Source organism: Microcystis aeruginosa NIES-843, from assembly GCF_000010625.1.
In the GTDB taxonomy this organism is placed as follows: domain Bacteria; phylum Cyanobacteriota; class Cyanobacteriia; order Cyanobacteriales; family Microcystaceae; genus Microcystis; species Microcystis aeruginosa.
This window is the reverse complement of record NC_010296.1, coordinates 1190374-1206180: the sequence shown is the minus strand read 5'-3', so window position 1 is coordinate 1206180 and position 15807 is coordinate 1190374. Positions and strand designations below refer to the sequence as shown.

Genomic DNA, 15807 nt, shown 5'->3' with positions numbered 1-15807 from the left:
CTATTTTATCGGCTAATGTAAAACCTTAGACTCTAACTGCTGCTGTTGCCAGAGATTTTGATAGACTCCGGGGACTGCGATTAACTCCTCGTGGGTTCCTATCTGGACAATTTCTCCGCGATCCATGACAAAAATGCGATCAGCAGTGGCAGCGGCCGATAATTGATGGGAGATAAAAATCACGGTTTTTTGGCTTTCTTGGCTGATATTTTCCAAAATAGCTGTAGCCGTTTGATTATCGACGCTAGATAGGGCATCATCAAGGATTAAAATCGGTGCTTGGATGGCTAAAGCGCGCGCTAAAGAGGCCCGTTGACGTTGACCACCGGAAAGAGTAATCCCACGTTCTCCCACTAAAGTTCCGTATTTTTGCGGGAAATTCTCGATTTCCTCCTGAATTCTCGCTTGTTTGGCCGCCGATTCCACTGCCGAAAAATTCAGCAGCGGATCGCCATAACGGATATTATCTTCAATGGTGGTACTAAATAAAAAACTTTCTTGGGGAACATAAGCGATCGCTTTTCGCAGCTCTTCCAGGGCAATTTGAGTGACATCTTGATCATCAATAAATAACTGTCCCTCAGCAATATTCAAAAGACGGGGAATAGCGTTAGCAAGGGTAGATTTTCCCGATCTGATCGCACCGACGACGGCTACCGTTTCCCCCGGATTAATGGTAAAAGAAAGAGATTTTAAGGCGGGTTCCTTAGCATCAGGATAGAAAAAAGTCAAGGCTTTGGCGGTAATTTTTCCTTGAATATTTTTTAAGTGAATACAATCGGCATTGTCTTTAATTTTAGCCTCGGCTAATAGGATAGTTTCCAGGCGATCTATACTCACTTCTCCCTGTTGGTAGGCAGTAATAGTGAAACCTAATAAAGCAGTGGGAAAAACTAATCTTTCTGCCAAAATTAACAGAGCAATAAAGTCCCCAATGGTGATATTACCCGCTATAATTTGTCTAGTACCGAGAGCAAGCAACGCCAATAAACTGACATAGGCCAAAGCTTCAATCAGGGGAAAAAGAAAATTACGAGTCTGGACTAAATCTAAATTAGCCTGTAGTAATTTGCGATTTCTTTGCTTAAATGCTAGGCGCTCGTTACCTTCTTGGGCATAAATTTTAATCAGAGTAATACCACTCATATCCTCTTGAATTAAATCGCTCAGATGCGAGAGTTTTTCTTGTACTTTTTTCTGTTGCCGCTGCAGACGACCACTAAATAACTGCACAGCAATTAACATCAAAGGATAGACAGAAATAGCGGCGATTGAAAGGGGAATATGAATCGCTAACATTACAGGCAAAGTTAACCCATAGGCAAAAAAAGTATTAGCCAAACTGAGCAAAGCAAAACCCACCAGACGACGGATATTATCCACATCGCTAGTGGCCCGGTTGATTAAATCTCCTGAAGTTTGCCGAGAAAAATAGGCAGGTTCAAGGGTTAATAAATGCTGAAAGATTTTTTGTTTAAGCTCGAACTCTACTTGACGACCGATCCCGAATAACAATACTCTGGAAATCATGCGGATAAACCACATAATCGAGGCTAAAGCGACAATTAAAATCAGATAATAAATGATTTTTTGAAAGTCAAAGGATTTACTCAAATCATCGATGCTATCCCGGATTAAAAGCGGTATATAAACACCCAAAAGATTAACAATAAGCAGAGCAACTACCCCCCCAGTTACTATTTGCCAATGGGGACGTAGATAATTTGCTAGTTTTTTAATGCGAGAATAAGCCATATTCAGTTATCAGTAATCGGTGATCAGTTATCAGTTAGAATAGGGAACAGGTAAAAGGGGGAATAGATAATCAGTGGATTATGAGATGCGGCCACATTTCCCACCCAAGAATTTTTATTTTTTCTCCTTAACATTAGAACCAGCCTTGGGCGGTTTACCGGGGGGCTGATCAATTTTAGCTTGATAGCCGTACCGCCAGAAGTGAAGATAATCTGGTCTGAATTGGCATTAATTAACCCTGCTACCTGTTCTCTGGCCATTTCGATGACTGTCGCCCTATCCTGTCCCCAACTGTGTAAACTGGAGGGGTTGCCCCAATGATGCCGGAGAATAGTGGCAACCCGCTCGATCACTTGGGGATGAGTGGGGGTAGTGGCACTATAGTCAAGATAAATTTGCATTATTTTACAATCTGAGAAATGAGAGTCAAGACAGGCAGCTATTCTCAGTTTAGCCGTTTAAGGATTAGAAACCCGCTTTCTTAAAGAAAGTGGGTTTCTGGGTTGATGAGAAACCCGCTTTCTGGGTTGTTGATGAGAAACCCGCTTTCTGGGTTGTTGATGAGAAACCCGCTTTCTGGCTTATACTAAGCTTCAGAGGATTTACAGGGGTTAAGTTATGACAGGAATTGAAACAACCATTGTAACGGCATTGACTAATAATTTTATTGGCCAAATGATTAAATCGGGGTGGGAGGGTATTAATAAAAATGAGTTATTGAATAAAGATGTCGGGCAGCTTATCAAAGAAGGAAAGTATCTTTTTTTGCGGGAATATACTCAACGTTACTGGGAGCGGCACGGCATGATTAAGGTTTTAAAAATGTCTAAGCCGATGGATTTGGAGTCAATTTATATTAATGTCAAATGTTTGGGGAATTTAGTCAGGGATTATTATGATGAAAATTTAGAAAATAAATATCGTGAGAGTAAGCAGCGACGGTTTAACTTTAGGGATGATGGTAAAAAAGATGGTTTACTTTTGGCTAATCAAGAACAATATTTAATGGTACTTGGTGATCCCGGCATTGGTAAATCTACATTTTTGCGAAAAGTTGGGCTAGAAGCTCTCAAGGGAAATAAAGGCAGTTATCAGCATCCTCTAACACCTGTTTTACTGGAGTTGAAAAACTTTAAAGAAAACGAGATTAATATTCAGGCATTAATTGAAGAGGAGTTTAAAATCTGTGGTTTTCCCAATGTGGAAAAAAATATTAGCAATAAACTAGAAAAAGGAGAATTACTAATTTTATTAGATGGTTTGGATGAAGTGCCAACAGCTAATGTTTATAATGTAATCGAGAAAATTCAAGATTTTGTAGATAGGCATCATAAAAATCGTTTTATTCTCTCCTGCCGTACTGCTGCTAGAACTCATCTTCGACAATTTACCGATATTGAAATTGTCGAATTTGATGATCAGCAAATTCAAAGTTTTATTGAACATTGGTTTAGTTCCGAATTAGATCGGAAAAATGAGACGGCTAAAAATTGTTGGGAACTGTTGCAAAAAAAGGAGTATAAAAGTACAAAAGAGTTAGCCCATACACCGTTATTGTTGACTTTTTTGTGTTTGGTTTATGATGAAAATCAATCTTTTCCCACAAATCGCAGTCGCCTTTATCAAGATGCGTTACGAATTTTATTGGAAAAATGGTCAGCCGAAAAACGTTTACCTAATCGCGGTTTAGTTTATGAAAATCTCAGTATTGAGCAAGAAGAAATTTTGCTATCTGAAGTCGCTTATCAGAATTTTGTAGCAGATAAACTTTTTTTAGAAAAACGAGAAATTGTTAAGCAAATTAAAGATCACCTTAAACAAAACTTAAATGCTCCGCAACATTTAGACGGAGAAAAAGTATTAAAAACCATTGAAATTGAACAGGGAATTTTAGTAGAGCGGGCGAGAGATATCTATTCTTTTTCTCATTTAACCCTTCAGGAATACCTCACGGCTCAGTATATCTATGATAATGATTTGATTGAAGAAACAGTTAAGAATCATATAACAGAAACTCGTTGGCAAGAGGTCTTTTTGTTAGTGGCGGGTTTGATGCGAGGGAAAGCCGATAAATTGTTATTAGCAATGGAGAAAGAAGCCCATAATTATCTTACAACGCCCCTCGGTCAAAAATTAGTGCCGATTTTACAATGGGCAGATGAGATGACTAAAGATTCTGTTGATAGTCCGATTAAACCTGTAGGAAGAAGAGCGATCGTCTATTGGCTCGTCATCTTCTACACCTGCATCATCTACAGCTACAACGTCATCCACATCCCCAACGTCACCGCCATCATCCACAGCATCGTCATCGCCTACGCCTACGCCCCCGAGATCGCCTACTTAATCACCAAGATGTCCTTTACCCCCAAACTCATCGATGAGTTTGTCCAGTTAGTTAACTTATTTGCTCAGGATCGAATTGTTTCTAAGGTTAATTTTTCCCAATTAAGCGCTGATTTAGAAGCTTTCAAACAAATTATTCCTGACGATAAAGCAACGGAAAAAGAACGTCAAGAATTTGTTGATCAATTATTTAAAATGTGGAATACTGCTTTTAATTTAACGCCTAAATTACTTAATTTATCCATCCAAGAAATTTGCAAAATAGACAGGCATTATTTTTATATTAATCGCCTGATTCTCAAATGCCAAAAAGTGGCTGTTAATATTTCCCCTACCGTCTGGCAAGAAATCGAAGACCGAATGCTCCGTATTCCTTAACTTCTCCTTTTTTTCTCAAATCTTGCCTTTCCAATTGGATGAGATTAGCGAATATTAACACTATGAGGATTGGGAGCCTCAAAAACCTTGCATTACCATTTTTATAGAACATAGGGTTTGCTGAAAAAGTACGGGCGAAGCATTCGGATAGAAAATCTACGGTTTCACCGATAAGTTATTGCCCGAATGCTTCGCCCCTACAGGACGCGAGCGCCGCTCAAGATGCCAGGTTTTGAAGCACGATTCTCTCAAAATCTTGCACCTGTTTCGCGAGAAAAGCCACAAAACCCTTACCTTGCCTACATTTCACATTTATTCAGCAAGCCCTACTTAAGACTGCGAATGTATGAAAACGCATCAATTGGGCAAAAGCTCAACGATGCGTTTTTAAGCTCCAAAAACCGCTATGGTTGTAACCCAAAACAAATTAATTCTGATTAGAGTCAGTGGCTGCGGCCATTTGCATTCTCTGCACCAGATTATCGAGGGCTAATTCTAGATGTAAACCGGCATCTACGGCGGTCCAACCCTGTTCGGTTAGGTGTCGCCATTCAAAGTGTAGGTGCGGACCGGTAGAAAGTCCCGTACTACCCACACGACCGATAACCGCGCCCTGTTCCACCCATTCTCCCGGTTTGACGGTAATTTCCGAAAGGTGGGCATAACGAGATTCTTGACTACCATCGAGGTGACGTAAAATCACCGTTAATCCGTAACCTCCTAACCAGTCGGCGGTGGCCACTTCCCCTGCGTAGGCGGCTAATACAGGTGTTCCCATCGCCGCGCCTAAATCAGTACCCGCGTGCATGGCCCGATTCCCGCTGACCGGATGATTTCGCCACCCGAAAACCGAGGTAATTTGGGCGGGAAGGGCGAGGGGAAAGAGTAAATCCGTGCGTTGAGTTTGGTTAGAATCCGTGGGACTTAAACGGGTGGCCCGCTCATAGGTGGTCGCTTCGCTGATTGCTTCCACTTCTGCGCGAGTCACCGGGGCCAAAGCCAATTTTACGCCATTCCATTCTGGGGGATTGAGGGCTACCACCTGACTGGGAATCACCGTGGGGGCAGCCAGACGTACCGGGGCGCTAGAAGCGATGAGAGTGGGGGCATAACGACCCAGGGAATTATTAGCGATAACCGGCTGATTTCGGGGCTGCCGTCCTACTCGCACGGCTGGATTAGGATTGAGACGCACCCGGGCCAGATTAACCGGGGGTAAGGGTTTGGCCACAGTGCTGACCGGCTGACGACGGGAAGACCGGGCCGCCAGATTACAGCTACCTCCTACCAGTTGACCATTTTGGGCGATGGTTTGGCAACCACTGCGGCGCTCGGTGACGACAACGGAACTGGGGGGGTTAAAGTTTCTAGTATCGATAAAATTATTTTTACCGCCGGCCCGGGGGGCAAGGGTAGGCATATCGGTTTGATGGTTTTCGGGGATAGCCAGACGGGGGGCAGGATTAGTATTTTCTTTGATAACGGGGGCTTTCAGAGTCGGGGCGGCATTTTCCACCACTGGGGTTTCGCTGCCAGTTTCGGAATTAGCGATCGCATTGGGAGCAAGAGTAATCAGACCGCTGATTACTAAACCGAGACCACTGCATAAACTCAGCTTCTTTTTTAAGGATTTTCCTAGAAAAAGTTTCAATATCACCGATGAAGGATACATAGGGCGGCCTCACTTCTCACAGTTTAGTCAAAAAAATATTTAGACTCAATTATAGCCGAGACTAACCCTACCGGCCGGTATATAAATTTCGCTACTGGCATTGTCCGAAGTGAGTTTAACTTTTAATTCTCCTCGATCGCTTACCCCCGTTATTATGCCCTGATAGCCCTCGAAAACTATCTTTTGACAAAAATTGGCAAAAAGTTCTAAGTAGGAGGCTAATAAGGCTTTTATGCCGTGATTACAGTAATATTCATAGCCGTATAGGATAGCATCGCTGGTGACATCGGTTAATTGAGCGATCGAGGTGATTTTATTGCCGGCCAAAGCTTGTAAATTAATGCCGGTGGGGGGGACGGGATTGGCCCAATTGATGCCCACTCCGATGACTGCTTGCGGGATGTTTTGGCCTTGAATACGGGTTTCTAGGTTAATTCCCCCTAGTTTGCGCCCTAATAGGACTAAATCGTTCGGCCATTTGATTTTAACGGGTATTTCTTGACAATTCAGGTGATGAGCGATGCCCCAAACTGTAGCGAGAACGAGATGGGCAGATTTATCCACCTCTAAATCAAGATTTAACGCCAAAGATAAATATAATCCGCCCTGTTCAGAAATCCACTCCCGTCCCCATTGTCCTCTCCCGGCACTTTGTTGACTAGCAATCACCACAAAAGGCGGATTTTCCCCCGATTCTAATAATTGCCAAGCTTTAGTATTAGTGGAAGGTAATAGCTCAAAGTGATGGATTTTGGGCATAAATGGGAAGTGGGGAAGTGGGGAAGTGGGGAGATGGGGAAGTGGGGTGTGGGGTGTGGGGAGATGGGTGTAGGGTGTAGGGTGTGGTGCGATTCGTTGGCTAGAAACTAGACAGTAAGACGTTTAGAGGATTAGCCGCTTGGTAAATGTAGTACCTTGATAACTTTATAACCCTACAGGTGCGGGTTAGTAATAACCTTAGTCCTGTCCTCTAGATGCCTAGAGTGACGGCATTTCCTGCTGCTTTAGACTTGGTACATCTGAGGTAGTGAGCGAGGAAAAAAAAGCGGTATCTGATAGCCTAAATCAGAAACCCGTTGAGCCAGAACCTATGGATAGCCCTGGGGCGAAGATACGAATTAACCATCGTCAACACCCACGAGCCAAAAGGCTGACAGGCTCGAAACAAAAGTTAACAGAGTTGGGGCTGATAGCTCATACCACTATCAGTAAGGCATTCCCGTTACTCTGTTGTGGACAGTATCATCCTAAGGGTTCAACCAATGGTTATAGGGAACGAAGTAACCCTGATTGACTCTGCCCGTTCGGGGCAGTAGGAAACCATCCGCAAGTCAATAGAGGGAGAGGATGTCCTTAAAAGCCAAGGCTTTGAGTAATATCAAAGATATGCTGACAAAGGACGGGTAACTAGGAAGTCTAAGCAACAATCAACGGTCATATACGCCCTAAAACCAACAATCTTGTCTGGTGGGGATACAGCCAAGAGGGTTGAATAGACAAGGAAATAATAATTCCCATTATTATTCTACTAATGACAGTAGCCTAGTTACTCAGGAGCCGGATACGGCGAAAGTCGTAAGTCCGGTTTTGAAGCAGGGGGTGGGAAGGCGACTTCCTGCTCTACTGTAACGGGTGTGGGGTGTGGGGTGTGGGGTGTGGGGTGTGGGGTGTGGGGTGTGGGGTGTGGGGTGTGGGGTGTGGGGTGTGGGGTGTGGGGAAGTGGGGAGATGGGGAAGTGGGGTGTGGGGTGTGGGGTGTGGGGTGTGGGGTGTGGGGAGAAAAAAGCTGTCTCCTGTCTCCTGTCTCCTGTCTCCTGTCCCCTGTCTCGGAGTCTCCTGTCTCCTGTCTCCTGATTAGGTGCAGGGGAGAGAACGCAGGTACTCACTGAGGTGGGAACGTAAACCGATGCCATGGAAAAGCGGGCCACGACTGCCTAATTCGACGATACTGACAGCTGCCACGGGCATTTCAAACCGATCGCGATAACGGCCCACATCGATACCCATCAGACTACAGAGCATGATCCGGATGGTGGCCTTGTGGGAAACGATCAGGATATTGCCATCACTGTGGGTGTGTTCAATTTCCTCCAAAACGGCCGCCGAACGACGGGCGATATCGATCCCCCTTTCCCCGTTGGGGGGAGCATTCCAAGCCGGATCCGTCAACCAACGTACATAGAGATCATGATATTGACGATCGATATCGTTGGGGTGCATTCCTTCCCAAAGACCATAACCGATCTCTTGTAATCCCTGGCGGATTTCTAATTTCAGTCCTACCGCTTCACAGAGGGGTTTAGCGGTTTGAATAGCTCTTTGTAGGGGACTGACGTAGGCCGCGCGCCAAGGTAAAGAACGATAGACATCGGCGAATTCCTCCGCCATTTCGATGCCTTCGGCAGTCAAACCGGGGTCATTTTCTGGAGTACCACAGTATCCTCCCGTTTTGCTATAGGCCGTTTGTCCGTGTCGTAGAAAATATAACATCAAGCACATAGTTTTTCAGGAGACCAAATTCGGGGCTTCCCTGGTTACTGTTGACTGGTTAGGTTCCCGCTCGCGAGCGCAGGTCATTGCGGAGGTAAGAGCGATCGCCCATGACTTGAAAGAGGGGACCGTGTTCGGCTAATTCGACGATCGTCACCGAGGCCACGGGCATGGCAATTCGATCGCGATAACGGCCGATATCAATGCCTAAAAGAGAACATAACATGATTCGGATCGTTGCTTTATGGGAAACGATCAAAATATGGCCATCATCGTGATTATGGTCGATTTCCTCTAATACTTCCGAACTGCGGCGAGCGATATCGATGCCTTTTTCGCCCCCTGTGGGAGAATTCCAGCCCGGATCTGCTAACCAGCGCACATAATCATCATGAAACTCCCGATTAACCTCGGCTGCGGTTTTTCCCTCCCATTGGCCGTAGGCAATCTCTTTTAATCCTTCCCGTTTGTGGATGGGAATACCTAAGAGATCGCTTAAAGGGGTGGCCGTGGCCATGGTGCGCTTGAGGGGACTAGAATAGATCGCTGTCCAAGGCACATCTCGATAGACAAGAGCGAAATCCTTGGCCATTTCATCGCCGGCCGGGGTTAGTTGCAAGTCTAATCGACCGCAAAAACTCCCCGCTTGACTGGCTGTGGTTTCGCCATGACGCAAAAAGTAAAGTTTTAGACTCATTTTTTGGGTGCATCTCAATATTTGTGACTCTCTCCTATTTATAGTGATACTAAATCCTGTTTAAAAAGTACAGGAGACCAGGGAGCGGAGGGTGGGGAGCAGGGAGAAACAATCCATAACTTGGCAGTTAATCACACTATTAAAAACGGATTTGGTATGATAAAAGGTAAAAGGTAAAAAAGGTTATCCTAAATTCCCAAAGAATAATCGTTCTGTAGAGTATAAACACTCTGGTGGGAAATTATCCAATGATAGAAAGAAAATAACTTTCACAGATAAGAAAAATATTGGCACGGTGCTTTATCCAACCTTCTGATTATCTGTTTGGCTACCTTAGTTGGTAAAGCTAAATAATCAGAACCTTGAGCTACTTGGTGATAGAGTTGATTAAAATTTAATTTCTTGTGTTCAACCAAGAAATATTGGCGATAGTGGTAATTAGTGGGACTTAGACAAAAAACAAATCGATAAAAGCCTCAACTCCCATCCCCGCTTGGGATTTACTTCGAGAAGCCCACAATCGCTGAAACCCAGATAGATCAAGGAAAATCATAAATCGAGGTTAACCCTTTGTCCCGTAATGGTTTGAGCCTTTTTTGCTGACCGAAAACGCCTAAGTCCCATTAGCTAGATTGAAGAGATTTTTTGACAAAAAAGCAGCTCGGTCAATTTCTGACCAGCAAGGATGGCATTTGGTGATGATATGGCGTTCAACTAGCTTCCTGTCTTGATTGCAGCTGATAACCCTCTCAAAATCTATCTCCCTTAAAACCTACTTCTTTTAACCATCTAGCTAGATGGAGTCAGGAGGTTTAAGGAAATTTGAGGAGATTTAGAGAGAATTTTCGTTTCTGTATTTAGGGCTTGCTGAATAAATCTAAAAACCTTGTTGGATAAGACTTTTGGACTTTTTTCCCCTCAAAAAGTACCAGATATGGGAGTGATCAGGGGTAAATTCAGGGACTTTTTCCCTGAAAATTAGGTAATTGACCCCCTCAAAATCGGTAAAACCCCACACCCCACACCCCACACCCTACACCCTGCCCCTAGGAAAAACTTTTTCAGCAGACCCTATTTACCCCCACACCCTACCCCCACAAAAAACTTTTTGCCGCAAACCCTATCCAGACTACAGTTTTTATCAATCCCCTCGTCAACTATTTTCGCAACCGGCAAGAAATCCACTCCTCCCAAGCAGCAGTAAAAGAAACCTCCTACTACGGCACTCTCGAAACTCTCCTCAACGAAAATGGTCGTGCCGGTGAACGGTTTACTGTTCGCAATTCCACCGCAAAAGTAGTTATCGAAGAGGCCGGGGATCACCTCTGTCAATACACATAGGTTTGTCGATTGACCTTCATCGCTGGATTTCTTTCCTTCCCACTCCGGTCGATGCTTTTTACTACTCCCCTTCTTCTTAGTTGTAAGATATCTACATCTATCAGCCACTTATCTATAGTTTTGTAACGGCAATTTTTGCTAAAAATCAATAAGTGTAAACTTTAATCACAAGGTCGATCGAGTCCTGACAAACGTGTTATCTTAAAAACATAAGGCATAAAGGAAGCGACTCAACTTCCTTCCAGGCAAAAAGACCTAGAGCCTGTGCCACCTGCTCTAGCTCAACGCAACAGCTAAATCGGACGCAGATTCTCAAAGTTTGTAAAGTAAAGTATGGTTTCGCCTCTGTTGCTCGATATAGGACAGATGGAGTGAGCCGTAATCAGCACCTGAGTCGGTAAACTGAGGAATCTTGATAGTTGACAGATAGACTGTTGTGGGTTCTGTAAACCTCTATTGTATTGAGTCCGTTAATTTTTTAGGAGTCCATATCGTTTGTACAAGATGAAGCCCGCCTCCCTAGGCGGGCCTATTGTGTTTTTAGAAAACCGCCACGAGATATTCCTGTAATTGCAATTGATAACCTGCCTGTAGCTGACAGGGATAATCAAGGGAAAACTCAGGTAAAGCTAATAGAGAACTTTTTTGACAACTAACTAACGCCACATCGAAGCGACAGCTTAAATCAGACCATTGGGGATAAAAGGCGAGAAATATCTGGGCAGCTTGGTAAATTTTCCCTTGTTTACGGTCATTGATCGCTAATTTGCCCCCTAAATCCCAATTGCCAGCACTGCGGGTTTTAACCTCGACGAAAGCGAGAGTCGCCTGAGATTTAGACAAGACGATTAAATCGATTTCACCGCCAGCACTACGCCAACGACGCTGGAGGATATGCCATTGCTGTAATTGCAACCAATCCGCCACCAAATTTTCGCCTAATTCCCCCACGGTTGTCATATTCAGTTATCAGTGAACAGTTATCAGTTATCAGTTATCAGTGGTCAGGGAACAGGGAACAGGGAACAACGCCGATTTATTGTCCTGTCTTCTGACTCCGAACTCCTGACTACTGGCTACTGTCTCCTGTCTCCTAACCAAGCAGGACAATTTTCGATTTTTACAAGAGGTTTATTACAAAAGTCCTTCTAGACGACGACGGATGCTGTCTAACTCCGCATCGGGAATCTCGGAAAACTCCTCCTCGGCGGGGGGGACTTCCTCTTTTTGCCAATCCAACTCTGAGGCATTGCTTTCGGGGGGAATTACTAACATACCCGCTTCAATCATTTCCGCTTGATAGCCGGCGCCGCGACAAAATTCTGCCACTTCCTCCGAATCAATTTTCTCTACCGTGGGAGTCGGAAAATCCTGTGCCTCTAACAGCAGAGCATAACGGGTGGCATCATCTTCCGATTCAAACATCAACACCTTATTGATAGCTCCCATTTGAATGGTGTGGATACCTTCGTTTTCTGTGCCTGCGTTAAAAAGTAGTACAAATACACGCATAATTACTATTAGCGATCGATAAGCGGTGGTCGTCTATACTCATTTTACCCCCCTTCTCGATCGCTAATCTTCAGCAATTTTAGTTTCTAGTCAACCACTTTTGACCGTTAAGCCGTTGCAGGGTGTAAAACAACAGTAAATCAAGACTAACTTTCCTTTCATCGATCATAAATGATTCAAGTGTACTAGGTTGAGCACCGCCCTCAGCTTGAGAAAAAGCTTTTTTACCATTGATGTTTTCTTCCAAAAAATAAATGCTAAATTGACGCATTCCCTCGAGCCAATTGCCAGTTAACTGCCAACAGGGAGAGCTAGAAAAGCCCTGCACGGGAATTTTATCCTGTTTAAAGGACAGCTTTATATCAGTTATACCGAGCTTTTGCAAAGCTGCCGCCAGTGCGGGCTGAAAATGCTGCTCAATAAATTCAGCGAAGGGTTTTTCCTCGACGGTAGGCTCCTTGGGTTTTTTAGCAGCCGCAGGTTGAGCCGGTTTTGCTGCTTCTGCTGCCGGAGTTGCGGGGGTGGTGGTTTCTTCTGCCATAGGAATTAATCAGGAATGGGTAGGTAGCTACAATTATATTTTCTCCCGGGTTATCAGCTATCAGTTTTTTTAGTTATCAGCTTTTATTTACCCGATTAATTAGGGCTGGCAGATGAAAATCGGTAAAACCCTACACCCCACACCCGTTACAGTAGAGCAGGAAGTCGCCTTCCCACCCCCTGCTTCAAAACCGGACTTACGACTTTCGCCGTATCCGGCTCCTGAGTAACTAAGCTAAACGGCTTTTACTTCGGACCCACATTCCGCACCCTAAGTGTCACAACGTCTCAAAAGAGGAAGGGGCGCGAGTCAAAATACTTATCTAGAGGAGTGAGTTGGCGGCAAGCTGCCGGCAACTAAGCCGAAAATTTCAGAGTTCCCCCGGTCATTCTCAATAAACAGTGCTTGTTGAGAATGACCGGTCAATCAGACTTAACATCTAGGGGGAGATGTTCCAGTTGCTCGCTTTGTTTTGTCACCCCTTGAAGTCAATCCATCTGGTCAAGATAAGAGATAATATTCTTGGCAAGGTTTGGGAAAAAATCTCAAAATGTTGCGCCTCTCATCCGTTAAGTTGCTAATCTTTTGATTGTCTTGAATACGTAGGAGATGAATCCCTTGAAAGTTCTGAAATATCCAGCGTAATGTTGGTCGGTCAGTTAACTTACCCAACTGATTTTTCAGTCCCGTCTCCTGCTGTTTTAAATTCAGACGAAGTTGTCTTTGACCAATAGTATAAACCAACAGGCACAAGCCCATGAGCATGGCCATGACCTCGATTCTATGGGGAGATTTGAGAAAGACACTGTGGGCAAAAAAGCAGGGGTCTTTGAGAAAAGAAAATCCTCTTTCTGGAGCTTGTTGCCCCTTATATTTTTTGAGTATATCCTCACTGCTTAATCGTTTTTTCTCCAAATTGTTAGTTGCTAAAACGAATCGTCCTGCTCGTTTCTTGAGCCTCTCAATCGCTGCCAAATTCAACTCTAATTCGGCTTGAACTTGATAGCTTTGAGAGGGTAAATCGTCTTTTGATTTGAGTTTTGACTGCTGAGACTCAGGCGGAATGAGATTGACTTTAATCTCCGTTAACTGATGATATTTTAAGGAGTCAGATAATCCTTTGACTATCGCCAACGCCACCGCTCTATTCTCAAATTCTCTTCGGGATAGTTGCCGGATTTTTTCTTGGGCTGTTTTCTTTTCCTGCTCGATTTTTTTCTCTAATTTTTTCAAGTCTGATTCTTGTCTAGCTTGACTTTCAACTAGCAACCATCTTTGTTCTATCCCCCCATAGTTAGAGATGGTTTCCCGCCAGGAATAACCCGGTATTTCTGAATCGGTTAACTCTTTTTCTGAGATGCTATCGACTAACTCTTGAGCCTCTTTAATGCTTAATGGTACTCGAGACAACCAACGCATTTCTTTCATTAGTTTTAAATTCTCTTTGCTATAGAGGGCGCTATCGCCGACTATTAAACTGTCAAAGTCAACTTGTTTTTTAAATTCTCGGGCGATTTGACCAAAAACCGCTTTGTCCGCTTCATTTCCGTCCCCTACTTTCAGGAATAAAGGTACATCTCCATCCCCACTTACGATTAAGTCAATCATAAATTGTTTTAAGTCAGGTCTTCGGTCGCGGGAGTATCCGTAGGTAATTTTTATTGGCTGTTGTCTGGTTTCAATTTCTTCTCCCACTGCTCCTGATTTCAGGATTTCTACTGTTGGGTATTCCTTTTTATATTCTCCTTCTACTGATAGAGAAGTCGAATCTAAATGGGAGTTCTCGGTTGCTACACCAAATTTTTTCACGGCCGCTAAACTAATCCGTAGGAAAATGACCGAAACATTAAGTTGATAAAGTTTGTCCATTACTCGACCAATTTTATCATCATTCAGGTGTTTTGGTTCGATGCCCTCTCCCAGCAAATGTTCGGTTGCTTTATCTTCAAAAAATTGAGGAAATAAATACAAGGCTCGGGAGACAAATCCCAATCCATTCAGGATAATTGCTTTCACGACTTGCCCCGCTGTGACAATTTCTCCTCGCTCAATTGAGACTTGTTCGTTGATAATTTCAACGATTCCTATTTCATCGATAATTCCGGCTACTAATCCCAGATGGTCTAGATTTTTGACTTCAATTTCTGTTGATTGATTCATGGTCGAACAGCCCACTGCCTAAGTTTTCCAACAATTCCTATTTTTTCATAATTAGGGGTCTCAAGCTCCCCCTAACGGCCACCGAGAAAACCTTCACCAGCTAAGTATTTTTACTCAAGTCTCTGGCGGGGGACAGCTTATGTGACAGTTGAGGGTGCGGAATGTGGGTTCGGATCACCGATATAGACTCCAAAAGGGTTATAGCTGTTGGATCATGCAGGTTAAGCGCCGTTTAGCTTAGGCTACTGTCATTAGTAGAATAATAATGGGAATTATTATTTCCTTGTCTATTCAACCCTCTTGGCTGTATCCCCACCAGACAAGATTGTTGGTTTTAGGGCGTATATGACCGTTGATTGTTGCTTAGACTTCCTAGTTACCCGTCCTTTGTCAGCATATCTTTGATATTACTCAAAGCCTTGGCTTTTAAGGACATCCTCTCCCTCTATTGACTTGCGGATGGTTTCCTACTGCCCCGAACGGGCAGAGTCAATCAGGGTTACTTCGTTCCCTATAACCATTGGTTGAACCCTTAGGATGATACTGTCCACAACAGAGTAACGGGAATGCCTTACTGATAGTGGTATGAGCTATCAGCCCCAACTCTGTTAACTTTTGTTTCGAGCCTGTCAGCCTTTTGGCTCGTGGGTGTTGACGATGGTTAATTCGTATCTTCGCCCCAGGGCTATCCATAGGTTCTGGCTCAACGGGTTTCTGATTTAGGCTATCAGATACCGCTTTTTTTTCCTCGCTCACTACCTCAGATGTACCAAGTCTAAAGCAGCAGGAAATGCCGTCACTCTAGGCATCTAGAGGACAGGACTAAGGTTATTACTAACCCGCACCTGTAGGGTTATAAAGTTATCAAGGTACTACATTTACCAAGCGGCTAATCCTCTAAACGTCTTACTGTCTA

13 protein-coding genes and 2 pseudogenes are annotated in these 15807 nt (G+C 43.9%); 5 read left to right on the top strand and 10 right to left on the bottom strand.

All coding sequences use genetic code 11. From position 1 onward, the window contains the following. Nucleotides 1-12: 12 nt before the first annotated feature. Both MAE_RS05940 and MAE_RS05935 read right to left on the bottom strand, forming a co-directional pair. Nucleotides 13-1755: an ABC transporter ATP-binding protein gene (locus MAE_RS05940; RefSeq protein WP_002795485.1), complete on the bottom strand. Its 1743-nt coding sequence runs from the start codon at nucleotides 1753-1755 to the stop codon at nucleotides 13-15. A 131-nt stretch (nucleotides 1756-1886) separates the two neighbouring features. Next, nucleotides 1887-2156, bottom strand: a pseudogene (locus MAE_RS05935) (aminotransferase class V-fold PLP-dependent enzyme); the annotation flags it as partial. 217 nt (nucleotides 2157-2373) lie between these two features. Here MAE_RS05935 and MAE_RS05930 point away from each other — a divergent pair. Continuing rightward, complete coding sequence (locus MAE_RS05930; RefSeq protein WP_041803864.1) at nucleotides 2374-4479, top strand: NACHT domain-containing protein; 2106 nt, start codon at nucleotides 2374-2376, stop codon at nucleotides 4477-4479. 427 nt (nucleotides 4480-4906) lie between these two features. On the opposite strand, the gene MAE_RS05925 is transcribed toward MAE_RS05930, so the two are convergent. Together MAE_RS05925 and MAE_RS05920 are read right to left on the bottom strand one after the other, a co-directional pair. After that, complete coding sequence (locus tag MAE_RS05925) at nucleotides 4907-6151, bottom strand: M23 family metallopeptidase (protein ID WP_012264764.1); 1245 nt, start codon at nucleotides 6149-6151, stop codon at nucleotides 4907-4909. A 45-nt stretch (nucleotides 6152-6196) separates the two neighbouring features. Continuing rightward, nucleotides 6197-6910, bottom strand: a complete 714-nt coding sequence (locus MAE_RS05920) for a biotin--[acetyl-CoA-carboxylase] ligase (protein ID WP_012264763.1) — start codon at nucleotides 6908-6910, stop codon at nucleotides 6197-6199. On the opposite strand from MAE_RS05920, the gene MAE_RS35610 reads away from it, so the two are divergent. After that, nucleotides 6896-7021: a hypothetical protein gene (locus MAE_RS35610; protein WP_269453970.1), complete on the top strand. Its 126-nt coding sequence runs from the start codon at nucleotides 6896-6898 to the stop codon at nucleotides 7019-7021. The two genes, MAE_RS05920 and MAE_RS35610, sit on opposite strands and share 15 nt — an antisense overlap. 762 nt (nucleotides 7022-7783) lie before the next feature. Then, on the top strand, nucleotides 7784-8008 hold the full coding sequence (locus tag MAE_RS33175; protein WP_231859731.1) for a hypothetical protein: 225 nt from the start codon (nucleotides 7784-7786) through the stop codon (nucleotides 8006-8008). On the opposite strand, the gene MAE_RS05915 is transcribed toward MAE_RS33175, so the two are convergent. Both MAE_RS05915 and MAE_RS05910 read right to left on the bottom strand, forming a co-directional pair. Then, the gene (locus MAE_RS05915; protein ID WP_002759710.1) at nucleotides 8005-8649 is read right to left on the bottom strand and encodes a histidine phosphatase family protein; all 645 of its coding nucleotides are present in this window, start codon (nucleotides 8647-8649) and stop codon (nucleotides 8005-8007) included. The genes MAE_RS33175 and MAE_RS05915 overlap by 4 nt on opposite strands. A gap of 49 nt (nucleotides 8650-8698) precedes the next feature. Then, nucleotides 8699-9337, bottom strand: coding sequence for a histidine phosphatase family protein (locus MAE_RS05910; RefSeq protein ID WP_002795496.1), 639 nt, complete (start codon nucleotides 9335-9337; stop codon nucleotides 8699-8701). A 163-nt stretch (nucleotides 9338-9500) separates the two neighbouring features. Between MAE_RS05910 and MAE_RS31700 the strand changes: the two are divergent. Both MAE_RS31700 and MAE_RS34305 read left to right on the top strand, forming a co-directional pair. Then, nucleotides 9501-9635 (top strand): annotated as a pseudogene (locus tag MAE_RS31700) (RNA-guided endonuclease TnpB family protein); the annotation flags it as partial. Between the two features lie 842 nt (nucleotides 9636-10477). Then, entirely contained in the window at nucleotides 10478-10678 is a 201-nt protein-coding gene (locus MAE_RS34305; RefSeq protein WP_071821325.1) for a hypothetical protein, read from the top strand. 540 nt (nucleotides 10679-11218) lie between these two features. Here MAE_RS34305 and MAE_RS05900 read toward each other — a convergent pair. From MAE_RS05900 to MAE_RS05885, 4 genes are all read right to left on the bottom strand, one after another. Continuing rightward, nucleotides 11219-11638: a YraN family protein gene (locus tag MAE_RS05900; RefSeq protein ID WP_002765893.1), complete on the bottom strand. Its 420-nt coding sequence runs from the start codon at nucleotides 11636-11638 to the stop codon at nucleotides 11219-11221. A 174-nt stretch (nucleotides 11639-11812) separates the two neighbouring features. After that, on the bottom strand, nucleotides 11813-12190 hold the full coding sequence (locus MAE_RS05895; protein WP_002795498.1) for a DUF3110 domain-containing protein: 378 nt from the start codon (nucleotides 12188-12190) through the stop codon (nucleotides 11813-11815). Between the two features lie 79 nt (nucleotides 12191-12269). Next, nucleotides 12270-12731, bottom strand: coding sequence for a DUF2996 domain-containing protein (locus MAE_RS05890; protein WP_002765891.1), 462 nt, complete (start codon nucleotides 12729-12731; stop codon nucleotides 12270-12272). 501 nt (nucleotides 12732-13232) lie between these two features. Continuing rightward, nucleotides 13233-14891 (bottom strand): IS1634-like element ISMae10 family transposase, encoded by a 1659-nt coding sequence (locus MAE_RS05885; protein WP_012264372.1) that lies wholly within the window; start codon nucleotides 14889-14891, stop codon nucleotides 13233-13235. Nucleotides 14892-15807: the final 916 nt, after the last annotated feature.